General features: G+C 54.2%; 22 protein-coding genes. 16 read left to right on the forward strand and 6 right to left on the reverse strand.

All coding sequences use genetic code 11. The features are described 5' to 3' along the window. Positions 1-12 precede the first annotated feature (12 nt). Positions 13-402 (reverse strand): glutaredoxin family protein, encoded by a 390-nt coding sequence (locus FKN99_RS13365; RefSeq protein WP_172118472.1) that lies wholly within the window; start codon positions 400-402, stop codon positions 13-15. A gap of 290 nt (positions 403-692) precedes the next feature. Between FKN99_RS13365 and mpl the strand changes: the two genes are divergently transcribed. The 3 genes from mpl to FKN99_RS13380 are packed head-to-tail and all read left to right on the forward strand — an operon-like array spanning position 693 to position 3,345. Beyond that, positions 693-2,078 carry a UDP-N-acetylmuramate:L-alanyl-gamma-D-glutamyl-meso-diaminopimelate ligase gene (gene mpl / locus FKN99_RS13370; protein WP_172118357.1) on the forward strand — a complete coding sequence of 462 codons (1,386 nt, stop codon included), beginning with the start codon at positions 693-695 and terminating at the stop codon, positions 2,076-2,078. Beyond that, a complete protein-coding gene (locus FKN99_RS13375) occupies positions 2,075-2,728 on the forward strand; it encodes a flavin prenyltransferase UbiX (protein WP_172118358.1) in 654 nt (217 codons plus the stop codon). The genes mpl and FKN99_RS13375 overlap by 4 nt, the downstream gene beginning before the upstream one ends. After that, on the forward strand, positions 2,725-3,345 hold the full coding sequence (locus tag FKN99_RS13380; protein WP_172118359.1) for a LysE family translocator: 621 nt from the start codon (positions 2,725-2,727) through the stop codon (positions 3,343-3,345). Before FKN99_RS13375 ends, FKN99_RS13380 begins: the two co-directional genes overlap by 4 nt. A gap of 5 nt (positions 3,346-3,350) precedes the next feature. Here FKN99_RS13380 and FKN99_RS13385 read toward each other — a convergent pair whose 3' ends face one another. From FKN99_RS13385 to FKN99_RS13395, 3 genes are read right to left on the reverse strand one after another with little or no spacing between them, the layout of a single operon-like run. Further along, on the reverse strand, positions 3,351-4,748 hold the full coding sequence (locus FKN99_RS13385; RefSeq protein ID WP_172118360.1) for a bifunctional DedA family/phosphatase PAP2 family protein: 1,398 nt from the start codon (positions 4,746-4,748) through the stop codon (positions 3,351-3,353). Positions 4,749-4,776: 28 nt separating this feature from the next. Next, a complete protein-coding gene (locus FKN99_RS13390) occupies positions 4,777-5,703 on the reverse strand; it encodes a diguanylate cyclase (protein ID WP_172118361.1) in 927 nt (308 codons plus the stop codon). After that, positions 5,700-6,548, reverse strand: coding sequence for a hypothetical protein (locus tag FKN99_RS13395; protein WP_172118362.1), 849 nt, complete (start codon positions 6,546-6,548; stop codon positions 5,700-5,702). The genes FKN99_RS13390 and FKN99_RS13395 overlap by 4 nt, the downstream gene beginning before the upstream one ends. Before the next feature lie 198 nt (positions 6,549-6,746). On the opposite strand from FKN99_RS13395, the gene FKN99_RS13400 reads away from it, so the two are divergent. From FKN99_RS13400 to lipB, 11 genes are all read left to right on the forward strand, one after another. Further along, positions 6,747-8,054 (forward strand): glutamate-5-semialdehyde dehydrogenase, encoded by a 1,308-nt coding sequence (locus FKN99_RS13400; protein WP_172118363.1) that lies wholly within the window; start codon positions 6,747-6,749, stop codon positions 8,052-8,054. 46 nt (positions 8,055-8,100) lie between these two features. Next, complete coding sequence (gene nadD / locus FKN99_RS13405) at positions 8,101-8,760, forward strand: nicotinate-nucleotide adenylyltransferase (protein ID WP_172118364.1); 660 nt, start codon at positions 8,101-8,103, stop codon at positions 8,758-8,760. Positions 8,761-8,846: 86 nt separating this feature from the next. Next, positions 8,847-9,233, forward strand: a complete 387-nt coding sequence (gene rsfS / locus FKN99_RS13410) for a ribosome silencing factor (protein WP_172118365.1) — start codon at positions 8,847-8,849, stop codon at positions 9,231-9,233. After that, positions 9,230-9,697 carry a 23S rRNA (pseudouridine(1915)-N(3))-methyltransferase RlmH gene (rlmH, locus tag FKN99_RS13415; protein WP_172118366.1) on the forward strand — a complete coding sequence of 156 codons (468 nt, stop codon included), beginning with the start codon at positions 9,230-9,232 and terminating at the stop codon, positions 9,695-9,697. Before rsfS ends, rlmH begins: the two co-directional genes overlap by 4 nt. Before the next feature lie 70 nt (positions 9,698-9,767). Next, positions 9,768-11,675 carry a penicillin-binding protein 2 gene (gene mrdA / locus FKN99_RS13420; RefSeq protein ID WP_172118367.1) on the forward strand — a complete coding sequence of 636 codons (1,908 nt, stop codon included), beginning with the start codon at positions 9,768-9,770 and terminating at the stop codon, positions 11,673-11,675. 3 nt (positions 11,676-11,678) lie between these two features. Beyond that, positions 11,679-12,839 carry a rod shape-determining protein RodA gene (gene rodA, locus FKN99_RS13425; protein WP_172118368.1) on the forward strand — a complete coding sequence of 387 codons (1,161 nt, stop codon included), beginning with the start codon at positions 11,679-11,681 and terminating at the stop codon, positions 12,837-12,839. A gap of 103 nt (positions 12,840-12,942) precedes the next feature. Next, positions 12,943-13,911 (forward strand): lytic murein transglycosylase B, encoded by a 969-nt coding sequence (mltB, locus tag FKN99_RS13430; RefSeq protein ID WP_172118369.1) that lies wholly within the window; start codon positions 12,943-12,945, stop codon positions 13,909-13,911. After that, positions 13,908-14,882 (forward strand): septal ring lytic transglycosylase RlpA family protein, encoded by a 975-nt coding sequence (locus FKN99_RS13435; RefSeq protein ID WP_172118370.1) that lies wholly within the window; start codon positions 13,908-13,910, stop codon positions 14,880-14,882. The genes mltB and FKN99_RS13435 overlap by 4 nt, the downstream gene beginning before the upstream one ends. Before the next feature lie 58 nt (positions 14,883-14,940). Next, positions 14,941-16,140 carry a D-alanyl-D-alanine carboxypeptidase family protein gene (locus FKN99_RS13440; RefSeq protein WP_172118473.1) on the forward strand — a complete coding sequence of 400 codons (1,200 nt, stop codon included), beginning with the start codon at positions 14,941-14,943 and terminating at the stop codon, positions 16,138-16,140. A 55-nt stretch (positions 16,141-16,195) separates the two neighbouring features. Then, positions 16,196-16,507 (forward strand): HP0495 family protein, encoded by a 312-nt coding sequence (locus FKN99_RS13445; RefSeq protein ID WP_172118371.1) that lies wholly within the window; start codon positions 16,196-16,198, stop codon positions 16,505-16,507. Next, entirely contained in the window at positions 16,508-17,158 is a 651-nt protein-coding gene (lipB, locus tag FKN99_RS13450) for a lipoyl(octanoyl) transferase LipB (protein WP_172118372.1), read from the forward strand. A gap of 122 nt (positions 17,159-17,280) precedes the next feature. Here lipB and lipA read toward each other — a convergent pair whose 3' ends face one another. Both lipA and FKN99_RS13460 read right to left on the reverse strand, forming a co-directional pair. Further along, complete coding sequence (gene lipA, locus FKN99_RS13455; protein WP_172118373.1) at positions 17,281-18,333, reverse strand: lipoyl synthase; 1,053 nt, start codon at positions 18,331-18,333, stop codon at positions 17,281-17,283. A gap of 167 nt (positions 18,334-18,500) precedes the next feature. After that, on the reverse strand, positions 18,501-19,487 hold the full coding sequence (locus tag FKN99_RS13460) for a LysR family transcriptional regulator (RefSeq protein ID WP_172118374.1): 987 nt from the start codon (positions 19,485-19,487) through the stop codon (positions 18,501-18,503). A 237-nt stretch (positions 19,488-19,724) separates the two neighbouring features. Between FKN99_RS13460 and FKN99_RS13465 the strand changes: the two genes are divergently transcribed. Both FKN99_RS13465 and FKN99_RS13470 read left to right on the forward strand, forming a co-directional pair. Further along, positions 19,725-21,413, forward strand: coding sequence for a DUF3141 domain-containing protein (locus FKN99_RS13465; RefSeq protein WP_264757787.1), 1,689 nt, complete (start codon positions 19,725-19,727; stop codon positions 21,411-21,413). Between the two features lie 78 nt (positions 21,414-21,491). Then, positions 21,492-22,871: an IS1380 family transposase gene (locus tag FKN99_RS13470; protein WP_172118375.1), complete on the forward strand. Its 1,380-nt coding sequence runs from the start codon at positions 21,492-21,494 to the stop codon at positions 22,869-22,871. Positions 22,872-22,877 lie beyond the last annotated feature (6 nt).

Consider the following 22,877-nt stretch of genomic DNA (forward strand, 5'->3'; position numbering starts at 1 on the left):
ACAAGCACGGTTTTAAGCTCCAAATTGCTGATGCAGCCATGCATTAATATCATCAGACTCATACAGCCACTCTTCGCGACCATCTTCGTAGTGAATCTTTAAGCAAGGCACTTTGGTTTTGCCGCCGCCTTCAAGGAGGTCCTGCTTATGTGTGGGGTCATGCTGAACATCGCGCAGCTCAATGGTTAGTCCTAAGCGGGCAATTTCTTTACGCACCTTAATGCAGAAAGGGCAGGTACGGAATTGATAAAGGGCCAGGCGTTGGCAAGCCTGGTCGACGCGCGCTTGATCGGCGGGGGCACGCTCAATCGCGTTAGGCGTTGAGAGTTTTTCACTGATAAGCATGACCGGTGCCAGCACCAAGCGAACACCACGGAAAAAATAGCGAATTAATACACGCATAATAAACTCCATCGCTAACCCTGGGGCATGGGTCAGCGTTCTTAGAAAAAGTACGTCATTGTAAACAGCGATGCGACGCGCCAACAGGTAGGCTTTAAATAAGCGTGCGCGCATCCTGCAATAATCGAACGCATTTGTCACTTGGCTACGCTCGCTATACGTATATTGGGGCATTTTCTAACCACCACGTGTGCTTAAACCCTTGCTTCTGGGTGAGTAAACAAGCCGAGCATGCTAGTCTTTTCAGCTATTTTAAGCTGTGTTTATTACGTTGTTCAGGGACAGAAACCATGCATCTCCATATTATCGGTATCTGCGGCACCTTTATGGGTAGTCTTGCGCTGCTCGCGCGCGAGCAGGGCCATCAGGTTAGCGGGTCAGATGCAAACGTCTATCCTCCGATGAGCACTCAGCTTGCTGAAGCAGGCATTACGTTAATGGAAGGTTATCGAGCAGAGCACCTTGGTGCTTCGATTGACCTGGTGGTAGTGGGGAATGCGCTGTCACGCGGAAATCCTGAAGTAGAGGCGCTCCTTAATAGCGGTTTGCCGTATACCTCAGGAGCGCAGTGGCTTGCTGAGCATGTGTTACCAGGGCGGCGGGTAATTGCTATCGCCGGTACCCATGGTAAAACCACCACCGCCAGTTTACTGGCCTGGCTATTGGAGAGCGCGGGCCAAGTACCGGGCTTTTTAATTGGCGGTGTGCCGCGTAACTTTGGTGTTTCCGCTCGGCTGGGTGATCCTCAGGGGCCTTTTATTGTTGAAGCAGATGAGTACGATACGGCCTTTTTTGATAAACGCTCCAAATTTGTACACTATCGCCCCGATATTGCTGTGCTCAATAATCTTGAGTTTGATCATGCGGATATCTTTCCGGATTTAGCTGCTATTGAACGCCAGTTCCATCACCTTGTGCGCACCGTACCCAGCCAAGGGTGCCTGCTAGTAGCCGATGAACAGCCAGCGCTAGAGCGCGTCATAGCGATGGGAGCCTGGACACCCATTAAGCACTTTGGTGAGCAGTCCCAAAGTGCGTGGCAGCTCTGCCTTGAGCGCCCTGATGCCAGCCGTTTTCAGGTGATTCACCGCACAGACCGGGGCGAAGAGGATAGCGTCGTCGAGTGGTTGTTAAGCGGCGTTCACAACGCGCGAAATGCCTTGGCAGCGTTGGCGGCTGCCCACGAGTGCGGAGTTGATTTAGCCCGGGCGTGCGCAGCACTAGCGCGTTTCGAAACGCCACGCCGACGCCAGGAAGTGCGTGGAGAAGTGGGGGGCGTTCAAGTCATTGACGACTTTGCCCATCACCCCACGGCGATTGCGGCGACCTTGCAAGGCTTGCGTGCCACAACGACCAAAGGGCGCTTGCTGGCGGTCATTGAGCCTCGCTCCAACACCATGCGGTTAGGTGCGCTACGTGATCGACTCAACGACAGCATCGCTGATGCGGATCAGGTGTATTGGTATCAACCTGCCGGTATTGATTGGTCGATGGAGGCGCTGGTAGCTGAGCAAGGTGCTAAAGCTCATCTTTATCAGCAGATTGAAACGCTGGTAGAGGCGGTTGTTCGCCATGCCGAACCACTGGATCGGATTGTGGTGATGTCCAACGGTGGCTTTGAGGGCGTACATGAACGTCTACTAAATGCCTTAACGGCCAAGGAATTGAACGCGTGAGTACAGATTCTCTGTTCAAAAAGCCGATCACCGTGGCATTAACGGGCGCTTCTGGGGCGCAGTATGGCCTGCGGCTGATAGACGTATTGGTAGAGGCAGGCTATGAAGTGTGGGTCATGATCTCCAAAGCGTCACACATGGTGATTGCCACGGAAACCGACATTAGCCTGCCTGCTCAGCCAGAACGGCTGGCTGCTGCATTGAGAGAGCGTAGCGGCGCCGCGCCTGGCCAAATCCGCTGCTTTGGGCGAGAGGACTGGATGGCGCCTGTTGCCTCCGGGTCTGGAGCGGCCTCGGCTATGGTGGTGTGCCCATGCTCGACGGGAACGCTCTCGGCTATTGCCACTGGGGCAAGTAACAACCTGATTGAGCGGGCGGCCGATGTCGCGATTAAAGAGCGTCGAACGCTAGTGCTGGTGCCCCGAGAGAGTCCATTTTCGCCTATCCATTTGGAACATATGCTGGGGCTAAGCCGCATGGGGGTTGTCATTTTACCTGCCGCCCCCGGATTTTATCACCGCCCGCAATCCATTGATGATCTCATTGATTTTATTGTGGCACGCATTCTTAATCAGTTGGGCATTCAGCATACCTTGATGCCTCGCTGGGGCGAGGATGAAGCCGATAACATGTCTAAGGATAAGCAATGAACTGGGCCACGCTCTCTATATTTGTACCCACGTTTTTATTTGTGTCACTCACGCCGGGTATGTGCATGACGCTTGCCATGGTGCTGGGCATGACCCAAGGCGTGAAACGTACGCTGTGGATGATGATGGGAGAGCTGGTTGGCGTAGGGCTGGTAGCTGCAGCAGCAGGCGCTGGGGTAGCCGCCTTAATGCTCCGTCAGCCTGAACTCTTCACGGTGTTCAAGTGGGTGGGCGGCGCTTATTTGGCCTATTTGGGCATTATGATGTGGCGCTCTCGTGGGCGTATGGCGATACCCAGTGAACTAAATGCGGGGCCTGCCGCCGGGCGGCTAACACTTGCCATGCAAGGGTTTGTCACCGCTGTGGCTAACCCGAAGGGGTGGGCATTTTTTATGGTGCTGCTGCCCCCCTTTTTGGATAGCAGTCGCCCGCTGGGTAGCCAACTGGTTCTGCTGATTGTGGTTATTTTGTTGATCGAGTTTGCCAGCCTGTTGGTGTATGCCGTCGGCGGTAAAACGCTGCGTAAAACGCTGGGAAAAAGCGGCAATGTTCGTTTACTTAACCGCATTGCCGGCACGTTAATGATGGGCGTTGGATTATGGCTGGCGCTAGGCTAGGCCGCCTACACTGGTGGGAAGAAAACCACACGAAGGCTGATTAATACCAGCGAGGCCGACCCCAACAGCAGCCAAGGGCAGGGCGTTAATGGCTTTCGAGGATAGCGCTGCCAGCTTAGACAAACCAGCGCACAGATCATCAGCCCAAGCAGAGCGCCGCCGACCAGGTCACTAAACCAGTGCACGCCAATAACGAGCCGTGACAGTGCCATTGGCACCGCCAAAGCAATCGCCACCCAATAGATCCAGATACGTTTTTGGAGAGGTAGCTCCGAGGCAATAAACGCGGCGGCCAGGCCCAATACGACAACCGAGGTTGACGTATGGGCACTCGGATAAGAGAGCGAGCCGGTCAGGTAATCGGGGGTGTCAGGTCGAGCACGCCCGAAAATGGCTTTACCCAGCGTGTTAAGAAGCGCTACGCCTCCCACCGCCGCTCCCCAATGCAGCAAGGCATCCCATCTTCTATAAAAAATCATCCATAGTGCCCACGGCAGCAACAGGACAGCAATGCCCAACTTGTCGCCAATCTTGGCAAATACGGCACCAATAGCGATAAGGGTGTCGCTTTGCAGCCAGCTAAAGAGCCGTTGGATATAGAGGTCGAGCGTCAGTGGACCGTTGTGATGCACAACCAGCAGTGTCCAACCCGAAAGGCAGGTTAAGGCAATAATAAATAGCAGCAGCGAAGCGAGAGGAACTTCGCCAGATTGGCTCATGACAAGCCAGGGGCGGCGCATAAACGGAATACGACGTGCTAAACGGGCGGTAGCAAGGTAGAGGCGTCCATGACGGCCCACCTGTGCTCGCCCCCAGGAGAACACTACCGCGAGTACCACCACGCTGGCGGCTATTATGAGCAATGCTGTTTCAATGCCCGGGGGTAAATCAAGGTGTTCTTGCCATGTTCGTCCGAGCAAATAGCCTGGCAGTACATAGGCAGGTGCCCACAGTGCGGCAGATGTGATATTTGCCCATAAAAAATTACGGGGTGGCATCCGCATCATGCCCGCTATGAGCGGAATGACGGGTCTTACCGGGCCAACAAATCGGCCAATAAAGACCGAGTAAAGACCATAACGATCAAAAAAGCGGGAGCCTCTGCCTAGCCATTCCGGATGTAGGGAAAGTGGCCAGCGTTGAGTGATTTGTGCATGGTGGCGATAACCAAGCCTGAAACTAATGCCGTCGCCGATCACCGCGCCTAAAAAGGCGGCCATTACTAACCACACTATCCCGATCGACTCATGCCCCGCGAGGGAGGCCACTGCCGTAATCAGCACCACGCCGGGCACCAACAGGCCCACTAATGCTAACGATTCTGCAAGCGAAATGAGCAGCATTAGCAGAAGAAGCATGAAAGGCGAGAGCGAGAGCTGTTGAAAGATTTCGACTAAAGACACGAGGGACTCCTTGAAGGGCGATACGCTGTCATCCGTTTGCCAGCGCATGAGCACGGGCGTGCAGGCGTTGTATATAGCGCTCGAAGCTCTCTTTATGAGGCAAACAAGCTGCAATGCGGGCTTCAAGATGACCGGTTTCAACCAATACACACTGGGAAAGTGCATGCTGTAGCCGCTCACGAACCAGCAGCGCACCGCTTTCACTGGTGTCGGGCAGCACCAGCCAGAAGGTGGCCTCGCCAGCGCGCCCCAATATGTCATGATCACGGCAGCGACCTATCACTTCGCTACACAGTGTATCAAGTAGCGCGATTTTAGCTCGAGAGCCGAACTGCTCTTCGGCCATATCCAGCTGTGGCAGGTGAATGACCAGTACCGCTAAGCGCTTGTTAAGCATGGCAGCACGCTGAAATTCGTTGTTTAAGCGCTCCTTTAGCGTTTCGTAGTTGTAGGCGCGACAGTGACAATCACAGGGGTCGGTGGCCTGTAATAATGCGCGGCGGCGAGCATGCTCCCATCGAGGGAGAGCCAGCAGTAAAAGCAAAATAACATAGCCGAGATAGAAGGGTGGCTCAGGTGTCGGGTGAGAGATAAACAACCAGACAAGGGGGCCAAGCCCCCCTGTAAGCACCAAGGCAAGCCAAAGGGGTAAGAGTATAAAAGCAGAGGTGATGGGTAGGCCAAGCCAGATGGCTGATGCGTTAGAGATAGAAAGCGTACTTAATACCGTGAGGTAGGTGCTGCCTACCAGCAGTATTTGAGATATGTATCCCTTTAATCCCTGCCCTAAATGCATCAGTAGGGCCGCTAATAGCACCAGGGTAACAAACGCGGGTACCCATAAGCTCCGGTAGTTGCCCATTTTATAAAGCCATAACGCGTACCCCATCATTACTACCAAGCTGGTACTGTAAGTGATGATCATTAGCCGCTTGGAAAATGGATAGCTGTTCATGAAGAACCCAGCGTTGTGGGGGTATTGCAGAGATGTTCAAGCGTTAAGGTTGAGGGCTCAATATCCATTAGCGGCTCATGATGGCTCACAACATTTTCAGGGAGCGCAGCCTGGAGCTGCGTGCGACGGCGTGTGGCTTCTTGTGGCGAGCGAGAAAGCATCAAGGCGGCAAGCGTTGTGCTATTCAGACGATAGGTGTTCTCAAAGGAGTAGGTTAGCTCACAAAGCTTTTTTGCGGTGGGCCAAAGCTGGCGCCGCTTAACCTGCAATATAAATAGCTCTGCGTAGATAGCCTCGCGCTCAGAACGGGTTTGCTCACGAGGAAGATCGCGCAGCAACTGTTCGCCAGCCCAAAGATTAACCTTTGGGATAAGCCGCAAACGCTGGCCGATAGCCCCATTCATATCAACCAATTGGCGTGCGCTAGAAACCGCCAGTAAGCACAGTATGCCCAATAACAGCACTATTAGCCCCCCGGCTGGAAAGGACAATTGTGGCGCTATTAAGGCGCCGCTAAGTAGTGCGGCCATGGCATTAAGTACAAGAATCCAGCGCGCCTGGGGTAGCATGAATATGGCCGCCCACGCCCAGATCAACATATCATGCTGTTCTGGTGCGCTGGCAATTAATCCCAGCAGTAATAAGCCCGGCAGCACTTGCCAGGGCAGCCCTCTGGAGTGACGATGACTAAAGTCCAGAAGCAGAGCTGTAATGCAAAGCCAACTGACGGAGAGCCAAAGCAGCAGGATGGCCATGGGCTGTGCGCCCAACGTCCAGAACGCTAGTGCAGCCGCTGCGGCGAGTAAATTGGCTCTAAGCAAGTGAATTTTGTATTTGCTTTGCATGGTGGCTTACTATTCACCTTCACGAACTCCATGTACGTTCCCCGTCGTCTAATCAGCGGTGACAGGACCAAGTGTGAAACTTAAAATGCTCATTATAACGTTTAAGTAGCGTAATATATTGCCTACTACTGGACACAATTACGACGCGCCTGACCAGATAAAATGATGGCGGCGTGCATGATGATAAAGGGAGACAGCATGAGCGTTTCAACGCCCTTGCAAGATGAGGCTCAACAGCAACTCACCGCCGGTGATGTTCCCGCATACATGCAGGCGCTTGGAAAGGCAGCTCGTTCAGCCGCAAGTGAGCTACGTCGTGCCGATACCGGCATTAAAAATCGTGCCCTTGAGTCAATAGCGCAGCAGCTGATGACGGCTCGCGCGCGTATTTTAGACGCCAACGCTCAGGATATGCAGCGCGGTAAGGAAAATGGTCTGGATAGTGCGTTACTTGACCGCTTGGCGCTTGATGACGCCCGTTTTGATGCGATGATTGAAGGGCTGCGTCAAGTGGCCGCCTTGCCTGACCCGGTGGGTGAGATAGACGATATGAGCTACCGTCCAAGCGGCATCCAGGTAGGCAAAATGCGCGTGCCTTTGGGGGTCATTGGCATCATTTACGAATCACGCCCCAATGTAACGCTTGAAGCGGCCAGTTTGTGCTTAAAATCGGGCAATGCCTGCATTTTACGCGGCGGGTCAGAGGCGAGCGCGTCCAATCAAGCCATTGGCGAATGCATTACGCAAGGACTGCTGAATGTGGGGCTGCCTGCTAACTGCGTTCAGGTGGTGGCGACGACCGACCGTGCCGCTGTCGGCGCATTGATCAGCATGCCTGATTACGTGGATGTCATTATTCCGCGTGGTGGGAAATCGCTGATTGAGCGAATCTCGCGTGACGCTACAGTGCCCGTTATCAAGCACCTTGATGGTGTTTGTCACGTCTATATTGATACCACGGCGGATCCAGCTAAAGCCTTGGCTATCGCGGTCAATGCTAAAACGCACCGTTACGGCACCTGCAATACCATGGAAACACTTCTGGTTGATGCGCCGGTGGCTGATTTGCTGTTGCCAGAGCTGGCGCGGGCTTACGCAGGACATGAGGTTGAGCTACGAGGCTGTGAACGCACTCAAGCGCTGCTTCCTCAGGCCTTGGCGGCATCCGAGGAAGATTGGTACGCCGAATATCTTGCTCCGGTATTAGCGATCAAAATAGTGGATGGCGTGGAAGAGGCGATTGCGCATATTGAGCGCTATGGCTCGCACCATACCGACGCTATTGTGACCCAGGACTACTCTCTGGCGCGCCGTTTCATGGCCGAGGTGGACTCAAGCTCTGTGATTGTGAATGCCTCAACCCGCTTTGCCGATGGGTTCGAGTATGGGTTAGGTGCTGAAATTGGCATTTCGACCGATAAGCTGCATGCGCGAGGGCCGGTGGGCTTGGAAGGCCTTACCACGCGTAAATACGTTGTATTCGGCGATGGCCAGGTTCGCCAATAAGGCGTGTACGCTATGAGTTTTGCAGCGCTATGAGTGGTAGGTCGATATGAACTCAGTACCCATAAAAGCAGGCATGCTGGGAGGGACATTTGACCCTATTCACCATGGCCATTTGCGCAGTGCTTTGGAAGTGCGAGAAGCATTGGGCCTTGACCAGTTGCATATGATACCGGCGCCAAAGCCGCCTTTACGTGGTGCACCACAAGTGTCGGCAGAGCAACGAATGGCGTTGTTACAAGCCGGGATTGGCACTACGCCCGGGCTTTACGCGGATAACCGTGAGCTGCGCCGCGAAGGGCCATCCTACAGCGTTGATACGCTTGCTGAACTGAGGGCTGAATATGGTGAACAGGCACGTTTAGTCATGGTGATTGGGTTTGATGCCTTTTTACGCCTTCCTCAGTGGCGGCAGGTTGACACGTTGTTTTCCCTCGCTCACTTGGTCGTGATGGCCAGGCCTGGCTATCAAACACCCTGGTCTGATGAATTAAGGGAACTGGTAGGACAACGTGAAGTCGAAGGCGTGCACTCGCTGATGCAGCGCCCCAGTGGTGGCGTTTTATTGCTGTCGCTCCCTTCGATGATGGCAATTTCAGCGACCTATATTCGTCAGCGGCTGCGTGAGGGAAAAAGCGTTCGGTATTTGCTCCCGGAAGCGGTTGAAGAGGCCATTTTACATAAAGGCTTTTACCAGGACGTTGAATAGCGCTGGTAGTCACGCAAGAAGCCGTTACAATGGCCCGCTTTGCTAGCCGAACACCAGAACACCATACGAGGTTATCTGCAGGAGTCATGCACATCGATACACTGAAAAGCCTAGCGCTTGATGCGTTAGAAGACCTTAAGGCACGCGATATCACTCAACTGGACGTTTCCAGCTTAACTGAGGTTACCGACCTTATGTTGATTGCTAGTGGTACGTCTACCCGGCATGTTGCGGCACTTGCGCAAAACGTCGTAGAAAAAGCCAAGGCAGCCGGTCTTGCGCCGCGCGGTGTTGAAGGCGGTGATAATGCGGATTGGGTATTGGTCGACCTGGGTGACATTGTTGTTCATATCATGATGCCGGAAGCCCGTACACTTTATGACCTTGAACGCCTCTGGGCAGACCTGCCTAGCGATGCAAGCATGACGGATGAGGCACGCACGCTTTTTGAAGAGCGAGCCACGATGTCATGAAAATAAGGCTGTTGGCGGTAGGTACGAAAATGCCTGCTTGGGTTGAAGAGGGCATTGAAACCTACCGTAAACGGCTCCCTCGGGATTTCAGCCTTGAAATAGAAGAAATCCCGCTTGGCCAGCGCGGTAAAAATGCAGATATTGCCAAAGCGCGTGCTCAAGAGGCTCAACGCATTCGCGATAAACTGCGGGGTGATGAGTATCTGGTTGCGCTGGAAGTAAAAGGCAAACCCTGGACAACCGAACAACTGGCCCAGGAAGCGGATAGCTGGCGTATGGAGGGCCGCGATATCGTATTGCTGGTCGGTGGGCCTGATGGTCTTGAACCCTCCCTCTCTGCGATAGCCGATAAAGCGTGGTCATTGTCACCGTTAACGCTGCCGCACCCGTTAGTTCGTATCATGCTGGCCGAGCAGCTTTATCGTGCCTGGACGCTATTAGTTGGTCACCCCTACCACCGTTAACGGCTCAAAAGGTGGTGGTATTTGTTGGCTGTGTTGCGTCAATCGTCTGATTTGAGAGTCATCTGTTGCCATGCCCCAGCGCCGTGACACGCTAAAAAATTCTGAGCAAGAGTTGCGCATTTTTCGTGTCAGAACACTTCTTGCCGTTCTGGTCGTTATAACGCTTACCGGTCTGCTGGTAGGGCGTTTAGGCTACTTACAAATTGTTCAACATGAAATTTACACCACGCGGTCAGAAAAAAACCGTGTGCGTGTTGAGCCGCTGCCACCTAATCGAGGTTTGATTTATGACCGAAATGGTGTGCTGTTAGCTGAAAACCGGCCTACTTATAACCTGACGCTGGTGCGTGAGCGTGTTGATGACCTTGATGCAACGCTGGCCCTGTTAGTGGAGTTGCTGGAACTGCCAGAAGAAGATATCGAGGCCTTTAACGTACGTTCACGCCAGCGACAGCGTCCTTTCCAACCTGCGCTCTTAATGAGCGATCTGAGTGAAGCCCAAATTGCTCGGCTCGCGATTAATCGCCACCGCCTGCCAGGCGTTGAAGTCGAAGCCCAACTGCTACGTTACTATCCCGATTCAAACGTTATGGCCCATACGCTGGGCTATGTAGGGCGTATTAATGTTGATGAGCTGCAAAATTTGGATGCCGGCCGTTATGCCGGCACCCACTTTATTGGTAAAACCGGCATTGAACGCTTCTATGAAGAGGAGCTTCATGGCGAAGCAGGTCTGCGTAAAGTCGAAACCAACGCCCGAGGTCGAGTATTAAGAGAGCTGGGCCGCACCGATCCAGTGCCTGGGAAGAACATAACGCTGACAATTGATAAGTCGCTACAAACGCTTGCCTATGAATTAATGGATGGGCGGCGTGGGTCAATCGTCGCTATTGTGCCTGCAACGGGCGAGATTCTGGCCATGGTGTCGACGCCTGGATTTGACAGCAACCAGTTTGTGACCGGGATCGACGTCGCCTCCTATCGCGGCTTGCAGAACGACCTGGATTTACCTCTTTTTAACCGCTCTATTCGTGGTCACTATCCACCTGGTTCGACCATTAAACCCTTTTTAGCCCTCGCGGGACTGGCTGGGGGGGTTATTACCCCAGACAGCACGATTAGCGACCCAGGCTATTATCAACTGCCTAATGACTCCCGGCGTTACCGGAACTGGTTGCGCTGGGGGCATGGCCGTGTGGATTTAGAGCGTTCATTAGCTGTGTCTAATAATACTTACTACTACACATTGGCTCATGATTTAGGTATCGATAATCTGCATGAGCGGATGAATGGGTTCGGATTCGGGCGACGAGTCGCCTACGATGTTCAGGGGGAAAGCACTGGGCTGATGCCGTCTCGCGAATGGAAACGGGAGCGTTTTAACCAGCCGTGGTACCCCGGCGAAACCTTGTCAGTAGGTATTGGCCAAGGTTACTGGCAAGTAACGCCGTTGCAACTGGCAAGTGCAACGGCAACGCTTGCCAACCGGGGCCACTGGGTAAAACCCCGCTTAGCTCTCCAGGTGGGCGATACGCTGCTTCGTGAAGATTTACCCGACACGCTGGACGATATTCAGCTGGAAAATGATGCCTGGTGGGACCGGGTGTTTAGCGGTATGGAGAAAGTGCTCACCGGTAGCGAAGGCACTGCACGGCGGACTGGCGTTGGCCTTGAGTATCGAATGGGCGGCAAATCGGGAACGGCTCAGGTGTTTTCTTTGGGTCAGGACCAGCGCTATAACGCCGATGAGCTTGAGGAACGCCTGAGAGATCACGCCTTGTTTGTAGCGTTTGCGCCGGTTGATTCCCCCCAAATTGCCGTGTCGGTTATCGTTGAAAATGCGGGCGGCGGCAGTACCCATGCAGCGCATTTGGCGCGCGCCATGACCGATGCATGGCTTTTAAAAGATGAAGCGCCTGACGCAGATGATGTACGCGACGTGTTGGAAGAAGATACCGCTCAAGTGGAGGGGAACTGACCTATGCCTTGGCAGACGCTTACCCGCCCATTGCGTCGTTATCCCGTTCGACCGCCCGATAGCGGTATCGCGCGACGTAAAAGTATTTGGGAACGCATCCATATTGACCCTTGGTTATTAGGCCTTTTATTGGTCTTAATGGTGGGTGGCCTACTGGTTTTATATAGTGCGTCTGGCCAGCGTATTGAGTCGGTAATCGCTCAGGCGATGCGGTTTGGCGTTGCGCTGGCAGTGATGGCATTATTGGCGCAGCTGTCACCGACCACGTTTTTACGCTGGGCACCCTTTGCCTATGGCGCAGGGGTCATCATGTTATTGGCAGTGGAAATTGCCGGTGATATTGGCATGGGGGCTAAGCGCTGGCTTGAGATCCCGGGCGTTATCCGATTTCAGCCCTCAGAGATGATGAAGCTAGCGGTTCCGTTAATGGTGGCTGCCTATTTGAATCGTTGCCAGCTTCCACCGCGATTAAAGGATATTGTGGTGTGCGCGGTGATCATTGGTGTGCCGGTTGTATTGACCGCTATTCAGCCGGACTTGGGTACATCGTTACTGGTGGCCAGTGCGGCTGTCATCGTGGTTTTGCTCGCGGGTCTTTCATGGCGCTTGATTGGATTTGTTGGTGGATTGTTGGCTGCGTGCGTGCCGCTCTTGTGGATGAACATGCACAATTACCAACGTCAGAGGGTATTAACCTTTCTTGATCCAGAAAGCGACCCACTAGGCTCGGGTTGGAATATTATCCAGTCAACCACGGCCATTGGTAGTGGAGGGCTATGGGGGAAGGGGTGGCTGGGGGGGACGCAGTCGCAGCTTGAGTTCCTGCCTGAGCGGCATACTGATTTTATTATTGCCGTATTGGGTGAAGAGTTTGGGCTTATCGGGATGCTGGTTTTATTGGCGCTTTACTTGATGATCGTAGGTCGCGGTATTTGGTTGGCGGCTTCTTCACAGGATACGTTTGGACGTCTTTTTGCCGGTAGTATCATTCTCACCTTTTTCATTTATGTGTTTGTCAACGTGGGGATGGTTAGCGGCATTTTACCCGTAGTAGGCGTGCCGCTGCCCTTGGTGAGTTATGGTGGCACCTCTAGCGTGACCTTGTTGGCAGGGTTCGGTATTCTCATGTCTATTCATGCCCATCGTCGGCTATTGCCACGTTAGTATTTCAGTCAGGACGGTGTGTTTTCAAAGGAGTGGTGAGTTGATAAAAAGGGCCCGAAATAAAGCTGGCAGTTGCCTTGTTGCCGCGCTAATAGCGTGTTCGATGCCTGCCGTATTCGCTGAGGAGCACTCGGCGGAAGGGGTGGACCTGCAACATAATGAACGCACCCAGATATTGGTAGATGAGTTAATCGCCCAAGGCATACCGGAAGCGTGGTTACGTGAGGCTTTCTCTCAAGCCGTATATTCTCAAGCGGTGCTGGATGCCATGGAAGGCGCGGCAGAGCGCCGCTTAAAGTGGCACGAGTATCGCGATATATTTCTAACGGAGCAGCGTATCGAAGAGGGCGCTGCCTTTATGCAAGCGCACGCTGAGACCCTGGCGCGTGCGGAAGATGTTTATGGCGTGCCGGGTAATGTTATTACCGCCATTATTGGCGTAGAGACGTACTATGGCCGCCATAAAGGGCGCCATCGCGTGCTGGATTCACTGGCTACGCTGGCGTTTTATCACCCCAGTCGAGGGGATTTTTTCCGTGGTGAGCTAGCTGCCTTTTTGCAGATCGCCCATGAGCAGAAGGTCGACCCGGCTGAACTTTATGGCTCGTATGCAGGCGCAATGGGATATCCTCAATTTATTCCCACTAGTTACCAGGCCTATGCCGTTGATTTTGACGATGACGGCATTCGTGATTTATGGGAAAACCCAGTGGATGCCATCGGTAGCGTCGCGAATTATTTTGCTGAGCATGGCTGGCGGTATGATGGTGCCATTTATCATGAAGCAACGGGACCGGAAGTGTTGCCCCAAGCGCTGACGTTTAACCAAACGTCTTCGCCGACCATGAGTGTGGCTGAGACAGCCAAGCAAGGGATTGAGCCGCAAGAAGCGCTTAACGATACTTTGCTTGTAATGCCCTTGGTGTTTGAGACGGATGATGGACAGCTACGCTATCGGCTGGGTGAAAACAATTTTTATGTTATTACACGCTATAACCACAGTCATTTATACGCCATGGCAGTGACAGAGTTAGCTGAGGCCATTCAACAGCAGGCTGAGGAACAAGGATGAACATGTTGCAATCAAGGACCTGGCAAGTAGGCAGTATGATCGCCTTGATAATATTGATAAGCGGCTGCGCGAATCGTGAAGCTCAGCGCGTTGCTACGCCAACTCAAACTCAACCTGACGCTGCACCCGCCGCAAGTACTACTGCCAGTGGCGGTGGGCGCTATGCCATGCATGGGGATGCGTATCCTGTTGCGCCGCCGGATGTATCCACCGTGCCGGATGCTGTACCACGTAATGAACCGCGTTCTGCGGGAGGCAACCGCCCAACCTATGAAGTATGGGGTGAAAAGTACCATGTAATGCCGGATGCTTCTGGCTATGCCAAGCAAGGTTTGGCCTCGTGGTACGGCGAAAAATTTCATGGCTATGCGACCTCAAATGGCGAGATTTACGACATGTATAAAATGTCGGCGGCGCATCGCTCGCTACCGTTGCCCACCTTTGCACGCGTTACCAGCCTGGACAGCGGGCAGTCGGTGATTGTCCGTGTTAACGACCGTGGTCCCTTTCATAGCGATAGAGAAATAGATCTTTCTTACGCAGCCGCCGCCCGGTTGGGTATATTGGATAATGGAACAGGACGAGTAAAAGTCGAGGCCATTGAGCCTGACCGTTGGCTAGCTGAGCGCGGCGGAGCGCCCGCGAGTACTGCGCCGAACGCGGATGCGCCCGTTGCCGAGCCCGCGCCAGCCGCATCTGTACCTCAAGCAGCCCCGTCTGTGGCCTCTAATAACCCCGCTGAGGGTGAGGTGTCAGGCGGCTATTACCTTCAGATTGCTGCGCTGGGAAGCGCTGATAGCGCTCGTAAGCTTAGCCAGCGATTGACAGACGAATTGCCTCACAGCGTTCGTGTAATGAATGAGGCTAATGTGCATCGTGTGCAGGTGGGGCCAGTAACACCGGCTCAAGAGACCCAGGCTCGGGAAGCACTTCGTCAAGCGGGGTTTCCTCAAGTTTTTATCGTGAGATAATTCATTTTTTATATTCTTTGGTGCTTAGCGCCACTTTCTTGCAAGTGAGATGTTAGTGATGAATGTATTCGTGTCGATTCGCCGCTCTGCCCAATTATGTTTGTTTGCGGCCATGACGGCTGTTGCGTTGCCGGCTGCGGCTCAAGTCATACCTCAGCCGCAAACGATTATTCCAGCCGCTCCGCAGCTTGCTGCTAGTTCCTGGATTTTAATGGATGCCAATAGCGGACGAATTCTGGTTGAGCACAACTCAGACGAACGCTTGGCGCCAGCAAGCTTGACCAAGCTCATGACGGCCTATCTGGTAGAGCGCGAGTTAGACCGCGGTACCATTCAAGAGGACGATTTGGTTAACGTCAGTGAAAATGCTTGGCGTACCGGCGGTTCGAAAATGTTTATCGAAGTGGGCAATCAGGTCCGCGTGGATGATCTACTGCACGGTATTGTTATTGTATCCGGTAATGATGCCAGCGTGGCCATGGCTGAGCACTTGGCAGGTGGGGAAGCCCCTTTTGCTGATCTAATGAACCAGCATGCGGCACGTTTGGGAATGGAAAATACCCATTTTGAGAATGCAACCGGCCTTCCCGACGAGAACCACTACTCGACGGCTCACGATATGGCGCGACTTTCACGTTATATTATTAATGATTACCCTGAGCACTATGCGATCTACTCGCAGCGCCACTTTTCCTATGGTGGAATTGATCAGCCCAACCGTAACCGCCTGTTGTGGCGTGACCCGTCAGTAGATGGTTTGAAAACGGGTTGGACAGATGCTGCGGGCTACTGCCTGGTGTCGTCAGCTGAGCGCGATGGCATGCGGCTTATTTCGGTTGTGATGGGCACCAATTCGGATGAAGCGCGCGCACAGGAAACTCAGAAGCTTTTAAGCTATGGTTTTCGTTTCTACGAAACCATGAACCTCTACGAGCGTGGTGCTGTGCTTGCAACGCCGCGTGTTTGGGGTGGTGACATTAACGAATTGCGTGTGGGGGTGGATGAAGAAGTGTTTATGACCCTTCCGCGTAACCGTAATGAAGAGCTGCGTGCTCGTCTTAATCTACACTCTGATTTACAAGCACCTATTGCGGTAGGTGATGATGTGGGCACGCTAGAGGTCTACTTGGGTGAAGAGATGGTTGGCGAGCGCCAGTTGGTAGCGCTTGAAAATGTGGAAGAGGGCGGGCTGTTTAAACGCCTTTTTGATCAGGTTCAGCGCTTCTTCAGCGGTTTAATTGCGAACTTCACTGATTAAGTGATTCGGCTCAGGTGCGTCCTGGGCCTTTTTTACCTTCAATAAAAGGCGCGTTATGACTAAGGATACGAAAAAGGGATTCCGAGACCTGCGCGAGCCGGTGGCAGAAGAAACCCCCAGGATCACTTTTCCTTGTGACTACTCTTTAAAAATAGTGGGTGATGCTGCTGAGGATTTTACGGCTTGTGTTTGTCAAATCGTGGTGCGTCACGCACCGGATTTTGATGAATCGACGCTGCAAGTGGTGGATAGTCGAAACGGTCGTTTTCAATCCGTTCGCATAACGATTAATGCGACCAGCGAGCAGCAAATTAGCCAGCTGTTTGAAGAGCTAAAAGCCACTGGCCGTGTTCATATGGTGGTGTGAGTGAGTCGTTCTGCACCTGTTGAGCTGCACTGCTTGGGTCGCAGGCCGTATCTGCCCGTTTGGGAAGAAATGCGCGCCTTGACGGATTCTCGTGACAGTGAGACGCCGGATCAGTTCTGGCTGGTAGAGCATGACGCTGTCTTCACCCAAGGGCAGGCAGGCAAACCTGAACATCTATTGATGCCAGGCGACATACCGGTGGTGCAAACCGACCGTGGTGGGCAAGTAACGTATCATGGCCCAGGGCAGATAGTGCTGTATCCGTTATTGGATGTTCGGCGCAGTAAAATAGGCGTGCGTGACTTGGTGTCTGCACTGGAAAATGCAGTCATTACGGTGTTAGCCGACTATGGCGTCAGTGCACATGCGCGCCCAGATGCACCGGGTGTTTATGTCAAAAGCCCGATGGGCGAGGCCAAAATAGCGTCGTTGGGTTTGCGAATTCGGCGGGGAGCCAGTTACCACGGCGTCGCGTTGAATGTGGATGGAGACCTTTCTGCTTTTCAGCGCATCAATCCCTGTGGCTACGCAGGTATGGCGGTCACTCGCTTGTCTGATCTTGTTGCTTTGCCTAATGAGCATCACGTAGGCCAGCAGCTGGCATCTGCACTGGCACTAAAGCTAAACAGAGAGCTGGTGACTATCGGCTAATCGCAGTGGTTTCCGTAGAGCAGGCGATGGCAGTACATAAAAAGAAGCCGCCGCGATAGTTAATATTCGCGGCGGCTTCTTGTTTTAAACTTACTCTGATCAAGCCCGTGCTTAATTCTGTTTCAGCCTACATTTAGGACGGGAATAATATTAGGGTCAGACTCCTGGCCGGGGATCGCTGCCGGTGAGGCCAGCCCGAGGTTGTTCTTTTCGAACACTCGGTCAGCGCGATAGCTTGAACGAACCAGCGGGCCGGAAGGCACTTCCATAAAGCCTTTTTCAAGCCCTAACACACGGTAGCGATCAAACTCTTCAGGGCTTACCCAGCGCTCAACCGGGAGATGGTTTTTCGTGGGGCGCAGGTACTGGCCGAGTGTCACAATATCGACACCAATTTCACGAAGATCATCAAATGTTTGCAGGATCTCCTCATCGGTTTCGCCAAGGCCCAGCATAATACTGGTTTTGGTAATGACATCGGGGCGATGCTGTTTCGCGTAGGCCAAAACGTCGAGTGTTTTGCGATAGCCTGCACGGGGGTCGCGAACCCGGCTGGTCAGGCGTTCAACGGTTTCGACATTCTGCGCAAACACTTCAAGGCCCGAATCCACAACGCTCTCAATAGCTGCGTGTTCACCATCGAAATCAGGCGTCAGCGCTTCAACGACCACGTCTGGTGTACGCGCTTTAATAGCACGGATACAGCTTGCGTAATGGCTTGCACCGCCATCGTCCAGATCATCGCGATCAACCGATGTTAGGACGATATAGCGAAGCCCCATTAATTCGACGGACTTGGCGGTGTTTTCGGGCTCTTCGTGGTCCAGCCAGCCTTTGGGGTTTCCCGTATCAACGGCGCAGAAACGGCATGCGCGGGTACACACAGACCCCATCAGCATGATGGTGGCAGTTCCATTGCTCCAACACTCGCCCATGTTAGGGCAGTGTGATTCAGCACAGACGGTACTTAGACGATGCTCAGAGACATTGCGCTTAACGGCTTCAAAGCGCTCGCCACCGGGAATTTGAGCGCGCAGCCATTTGGGCTTGCGTTCAAGAGATGGGGCTTCAGCCTGCGCGCTGCGCACCTTCATGCCATCCTTGATCGCCGTTGTGCCGTGTTCATTACGGAATTTCTGGCCGCTGGGTACACGCTGTGTGGGGTTGTTGCTCATAGGAATAGAGCCTCTCTACTGTGCGGCAGGCAAGGCTTATCATTGAAGCGTAAGCGCTTGCCCCCCAATCATGCCGATTAATACGTTGCCAATTAACAGATTACTAATTAATACATAGGTAGTAGGTGTAATGTAACATATCTGGTGATTAACAAGACACCGTCAACTTAGCTTACAGGCATGGGCAAACAGGCAACACCGTGGCTTGGTAAGGGGCTAGGAGATGCTGCAAAGTAGTCTTGATACTCAGTGACATGCTCGCGAATAAACCGCATGAAAAGCTCAGCCACAGGTGTGGGAAAGCGTTCAAGGCGATAAACCGTGCACCATGCTCGGCGAATGGGAAAATCCGGTAGCGGAAGTTCAAACAAAAGACCCTGCTCAAGCTCTAGCTGTACGGCAAGCCGTGGCAGCACGGCCACGCCTAAATGCGCCATAACCCCTTGCTTGATGGCTTCGTTAGTACCGAGTTCAATACGATGCGGAAGCGCGACTTTTTGATAAGCAGCAAGCTGTTCAAAGGCATTGCGCACGCCGGAGCCTGGCTCGCGCATTAACACATAATGGCGGGAAAAATCAGCCAGAGTAGGCGTCAGCATGGCGAGTAAAGGGTGGTCAGGCCATACCACTGCTATTAGTTCATTATCGATGATGGGCGTCACGACTAAGCGATCATCCTCGGGCACCATGGCCATAATCACCAAGTCATCTTGCTGTTCGGCCAAGCGCTCAAGCGCCTGGCTACGGTTACACACCTTTAAGCGCACATGAATATCAGGGTAGCTTGCGCGAAAGCGGGCCAGTATATACGGCACGATATACTGCGCTGACGACACGGCGGCCAGGTTGAGCTCCCCGGAAATTTTTCCATTGATGTCTGACAGGTTCATCTGCAACCGGGAGAGCTGGCTAAAGATTTCTCTTGTTGATAGCGCCAGCGTATCGGCGGCAGGCAGCACATGCAGCGTTTTTCCCGCATATTTAAACAGCGGCTGGCCAAGTGCCTGCTCCAGTTGGCGTATCTGAGCGCTGACGGCGGGTTGGGTAAGCCCTAGCTGTTCTGCTGCGCGTGAGTAAGAGCGTTGGCGATATACCGCCTGGAAGACTTGTAATTGACGAAACGTTAGGCGATTGAGCAGCTTAGGGGATGACATAACAACCTCAAGAGAATTGCCCTCCGGCGGCGAATAATACGGCGAGCGTTACGAATTACTAACGCTACCTAAAAATGCTACCACTGTTTATGCCTGCCGTGTCGCTAGTTTGCAGCGCTTGCGGTAAATCAGTGGTGTTACCCATCGACGTCTGTTGAGAAGTGGCTTAAGCTATATTGCATCGCAGCATCATGGTTTTTAGGTTGATCGCCAGCGCATTCACCCTAGGGAGACCCTATGAATTTTCTCGCCAACCCTTTGCTTACCGCTAACTCATTAACACGTACCTGTTGGGGACAGTCAAACGATTCCTCCACGTTGCTACCGGGCAGTGAGACGCTGTCCTCTTTCATGGACCCCTTTGGGTTTGGGCGTGCCGCGGCCGATTACTGGCGAGATAGCGTTGAGCGTAGCGTGCTCTATTGGGATGTAATGCGCGAGCGTGGCAACCAGTACCTGGAGCACATGGAACAAACCAAGCCGAGTGTGCTTGGGTTCAAAACCGAAGTGCTGCTTGATGGTCGCACGCTTGCCCAGCCTACCAACTATGAATTGCTGCGTGTATTGCCCCCTGAAGATACCGTCGCTGACCCCCGCAAGCGCCCGTTCGTGGTGGTTGACCCGCGTGCAGGGCACGGCCCTGGTATTGGTGGCTTTAAGCCTGACAGTGAGTTAGGCGTGGCATTAAAAGCAGGGCATCCTTGTTACTTTATTGGCTTCTTGCCCTTCCCTGAGCCGGGGCAAACGGTTGAGGACGTTGTCGAGGCAGAAGTTGCTTTTCTACGCCATGTGATTGAGCTGCATCCTGATATAAGTGAAAAGCCCATGGTGGTAGGCAATTGCCAAGCGGGCTGGCAGTTGATGATGGCAGCCGCACTTGAGCCGGACGTTTTTGGGCCTATCTTGATCGCGGGGGCGCCACTCTCTTACTGGGCGGGGGAGCATGGCAATGCGCCCATGCGTTATACCGGCGGCATGACGGGGGGGAGCTGGATCACGGCATTCACCAGTGATATGGGTAACGGCTTATTCGATGGCGCTTGGCTGGTGCAAAACTTTGAGCGCTTGAATCCTGCCAATACGTACTGGAAAAAGCAGTACCACCTGTACGCTAACATCGACACAGAAACTGAGCGTTATCTTGATTTTGAGCGCTGGTGGGGCGGGCACGTGGTTCTGGGTGGCGAAGAAATCCAGTACATCGTCGATAATTTATTTGTCGGTAACCGGTTGTCGACGGCCCAACTGGTAACCCGTGACGGGCGGCGGATTGATCTGCGTAATCTACGTTCACCGGTGGTGGTGTTCTGTTCGCGCGGTGACGACATTACCCCGCCCCCTCAGGCGCTGGGCTGGATTCGTGATTTATACGAAGATACCGATGATATCATCGCCAACGACCAAACCATCGTCTACTGCATGCATGATACGACCGGCCATTTGGGGATCTTCGTATCCGGCAGCGTATCCCGCAAAGAGCACTCTGAATTTACTGCCAATATGGACTACATCGATGTGCTGCCACCGGGGCTGTATGAAACCTCGGTTACCGAGGCGCCAGAGGGTAGCGATGCCGCGTTGTATGAGCGTGACTACTTATTGGAATTTACGCCGCGTAACTTTGAAGAGCTGGATTGTGAAGTACACCATGATGCGGACGATGACCGGCGTTTCGCGACGGTTGCCCGAATTTCCGAGATAAATTTGGGCTTGTATCGTTTGTATGTGCAGCCCTGGTTGCGGGCCATAATGACGCCAGAAGCAGCGCGCTTTATTCGGCGTATGCATCCTATCCGCTTGGGCTACAAGCTGCTGTCGGACCGCAATCCTTTATCTGTCGCCCTGCCGGTAATGGCGGAAGCAATACGCAAGAACCGTCAGGAAATTGGTCCAGATAATCCCGCCTTATTCATGAGGCGGGCCTGAAAACGAAGATAGCGGATGGTATCCTCTTGAAAAATCAGAACGTTCCGGAAAGAACCTGATTCCAGAGGACCATCCGCTATGGGTGAAAGCATATCCACCTGGACGCCCTCGTGCAACGGCTCTGTCCGTGTCGAGCTGAGCGGCCAGCGCACCACCAGCGACAGCGGCGCTCTGCTGCTGCGTGAAGCCCTCGACAACAGCGGCGTGATTGAGGCGCTCGAAGACAACCTGGTCGATCCGCGTCACCCGCTGCGTATCCGCCACTCGCTGGCCAGTCAGCTACGCACCCTGGTGCTGCAGCGCGCGATGGGCTGGATCGACCTCAGCGATACCGACACGCTGCGTCGTGACCCGCTCTGGCAGCTGGCCTGCAGCGATGCGCGCGGGACGACGCCATTGGCGCAGGACAGGCCGTCTCAAGCCACGCTGTCGCGGCTGCTGACCTGCCTCGGCCGAGACGACAACATCGATGCCGTGCACGAAGGCCTGCTGCGACTGGTGGTCTGGCGCCTGACCTCGCTGCAGAACGGCGAGCGCCCCAGGCAGCTGACCCTGGACATCGACGGCCTGCCAATCGAGGTCCACGGACATCAGGGCGGCTCGGCGTATCATGGCCTTTACGGTGCGCGGATCTACTCACCGCTGGTCGCCTCGCTAGCCGAAACCGGCGATATGGTCGGCGGGCTACTGCGAGAGGGTAACGCCGGCCCGGCAGAGAACGCCGACACCTGGATCCCGCATCTGGTACGACGACTCAACGAGAGCACCGGCGCCCAGGTTCGGGTGCGCATCGACGCCGGTTTCACCGACAACGCGACGCTTGAGGCCCTGGAAGAGCGCAACATCGAGTACCTGGGCCGACTGCGCAGTCACTCCGGCCTGCAGAAGCTGGCGGCACCGCACCTGAAGCGGCCACCCGGCCGGCCACCCGAGCAGCCTCGCGAGTGGTGCCACGATCTGGAGTATCAAGCGGGCTCTTGGTCGGCACCGCGTCGCGTGGTGCTGGTGGTGCAGGAACGCCCCGATGACCTGCTGCTGCATGCCTTCTTCCTGGTCACCAACCTCGGCAAGTTCGACTGGCCGCCGGAGAAGGTCCTGGCGCTCTACCGCAAGCGCGGCAGCGCCGAGGCGCACATGGGCGAGGTGAAGTCGGCGCTCGACCTGCACCTCTCGTCGACGGATCGCGGCGCCTCCACCGTTCAGGACGTGATGGCCCGCAACGAGGTGAGCCTGCTGCTCAGCCTCTACGCCTACCAGGTCCTGCATGGCCTGCGCTGCCTGCTGGAGCGGCAGACCCGGCAAGGCTGGAGCCTCAGCCGGATGCGCGAGCAGGTGCTGAAGGTCGCCGCCACGCTGAGGCTGCACGCTCGGCGAATCACCGTTCATCTGGGGGCCGCCGCCGACAAGTGGTGGCTGACGCTGCTGAAGGGGTTGCCGAAGCTGACCGCACTGAGCTGACGCTCC

Source organism: Halomonas hibernica, assembly GCF_013183775.1.
GTDB classification, from domain to species: Bacteria; Pseudomonadota; Gammaproteobacteria; order Pseudomonadales; family Halomonadaceae; genus Vreelandella; species Vreelandella citrativorans.

Bases quoted from the DNA above. Each gene is read 5' to 3' on its own strand.
- rodA (WP_172118368.1), top strand. From the start codon at position 11,679: ATGCCTTGGCAGACGCTTACCCGCCCATTGCGTCGTTATCCCGTTCGA.
- FKN99_RS13470 (WP_172118375.1), top strand. From the start codon at position 21,492: ATGGGTGAAAGCATATCCACCTGGACGCCCTCGTGCAACGGCTCTGTC.
- FKN99_RS13400 (WP_172118363.1), top strand. From the start codon at position 6,747: ATGAGCGTTTCAACGCCCTTGCAAGATGAGGCTCAACAGCAACTCACC.
- mltB (WP_172118369.1), top strand. From the start codon at position 12,943: ATGCCTGCCGTATTCGCTGAGGAGCACTCGGCGGAAGGGGTGGACCTG.
- mrdA (WP_172118367.1), top strand. From the start codon at position 9,768: ATGCCCCAGCGCCGTGACACGCTAAAAAATTCTGAGCAAGAGTTGCGC.
- rlmH (WP_172118366.1), top strand. From the start codon at position 9,230: ATGAAAATAAGGCTGTTGGCGGTAGGTACGAAAATGCCTGCTTGGGTT.
- FKN99_RS13390 (WP_172118361.1), bottom strand. From the start codon at position 5,703: ATGAACAGCTATCCATTTTCCAAGCGGCTAATGATCATCACTTACAGT.
- FKN99_RS13380 (WP_172118359.1), top strand. From the start codon at position 2,725: ATGAACTGGGCCACGCTCTCTATATTTGTACCCACGTTTTTATTTGTG.
- nadD (WP_172118364.1), top strand. From the start codon at position 8,101: ATGAACTCAGTACCCATAAAAGCAGGCATGCTGGGAGGGACATTTGAC.
- lipA (WP_172118373.1), bottom strand. From the start codon at position 18,333: ATGAGCAACAACCCCACACAGCGTGTACCCAGCGGCCAGAAATTCCGT.
- FKN99_RS13460 (WP_172118374.1), bottom strand. From the start codon at position 19,487: ATGTCATCCCCTAAGCTGCTCAATCGCCTAACGTTTCGTCAATTACAA.
- mpl (WP_172118357.1), top strand. From the start codon at position 693: ATGCATCTCCATATTATCGGTATCTGCGGCACCTTTATGGGTAGTCTT.
- FKN99_RS13465 (WP_264757787.1), top strand. From the start codon at position 19,725: ATGAATTTTCTCGCCAACCCTTTGCTTACCGCTAACTCATTAACACGT.
- FKN99_RS13365 (WP_172118472.1), bottom strand. From the start codon at position 402: ATGCGTGTATTAATTCGCTATTTTTTCCGTGGTGTTCGCTTGGTGCTG.
- rsfS (WP_172118365.1), top strand. From the start codon at position 8,847: ATGCACATCGATACACTGAAAAGCCTAGCGCTTGATGCGTTAGAAGAC.
- FKN99_RS13395 (WP_172118362.1), bottom strand. From the start codon at position 6,548: ATGCAAAGCAAATACAAAATTCACTTGCTTAGAGCCAATTTACTCGCC.
- FKN99_RS13435 (WP_172118370.1), top strand. From the start codon at position 13,908: ATGAACATGTTGCAATCAAGGACCTGGCAAGTAGGCAGTATGATCGCC.
- FKN99_RS13445 (WP_172118371.1), top strand. From the start codon at position 16,196: ATGACTAAGGATACGAAAAAGGGATTCCGAGACCTGCGCGAGCCGGTG.
- FKN99_RS13440 (WP_172118473.1), top strand. From the start codon at position 14,941: ATGAATGTATTCGTGTCGATTCGCCGCTCTGCCCAATTATGTTTGTTT.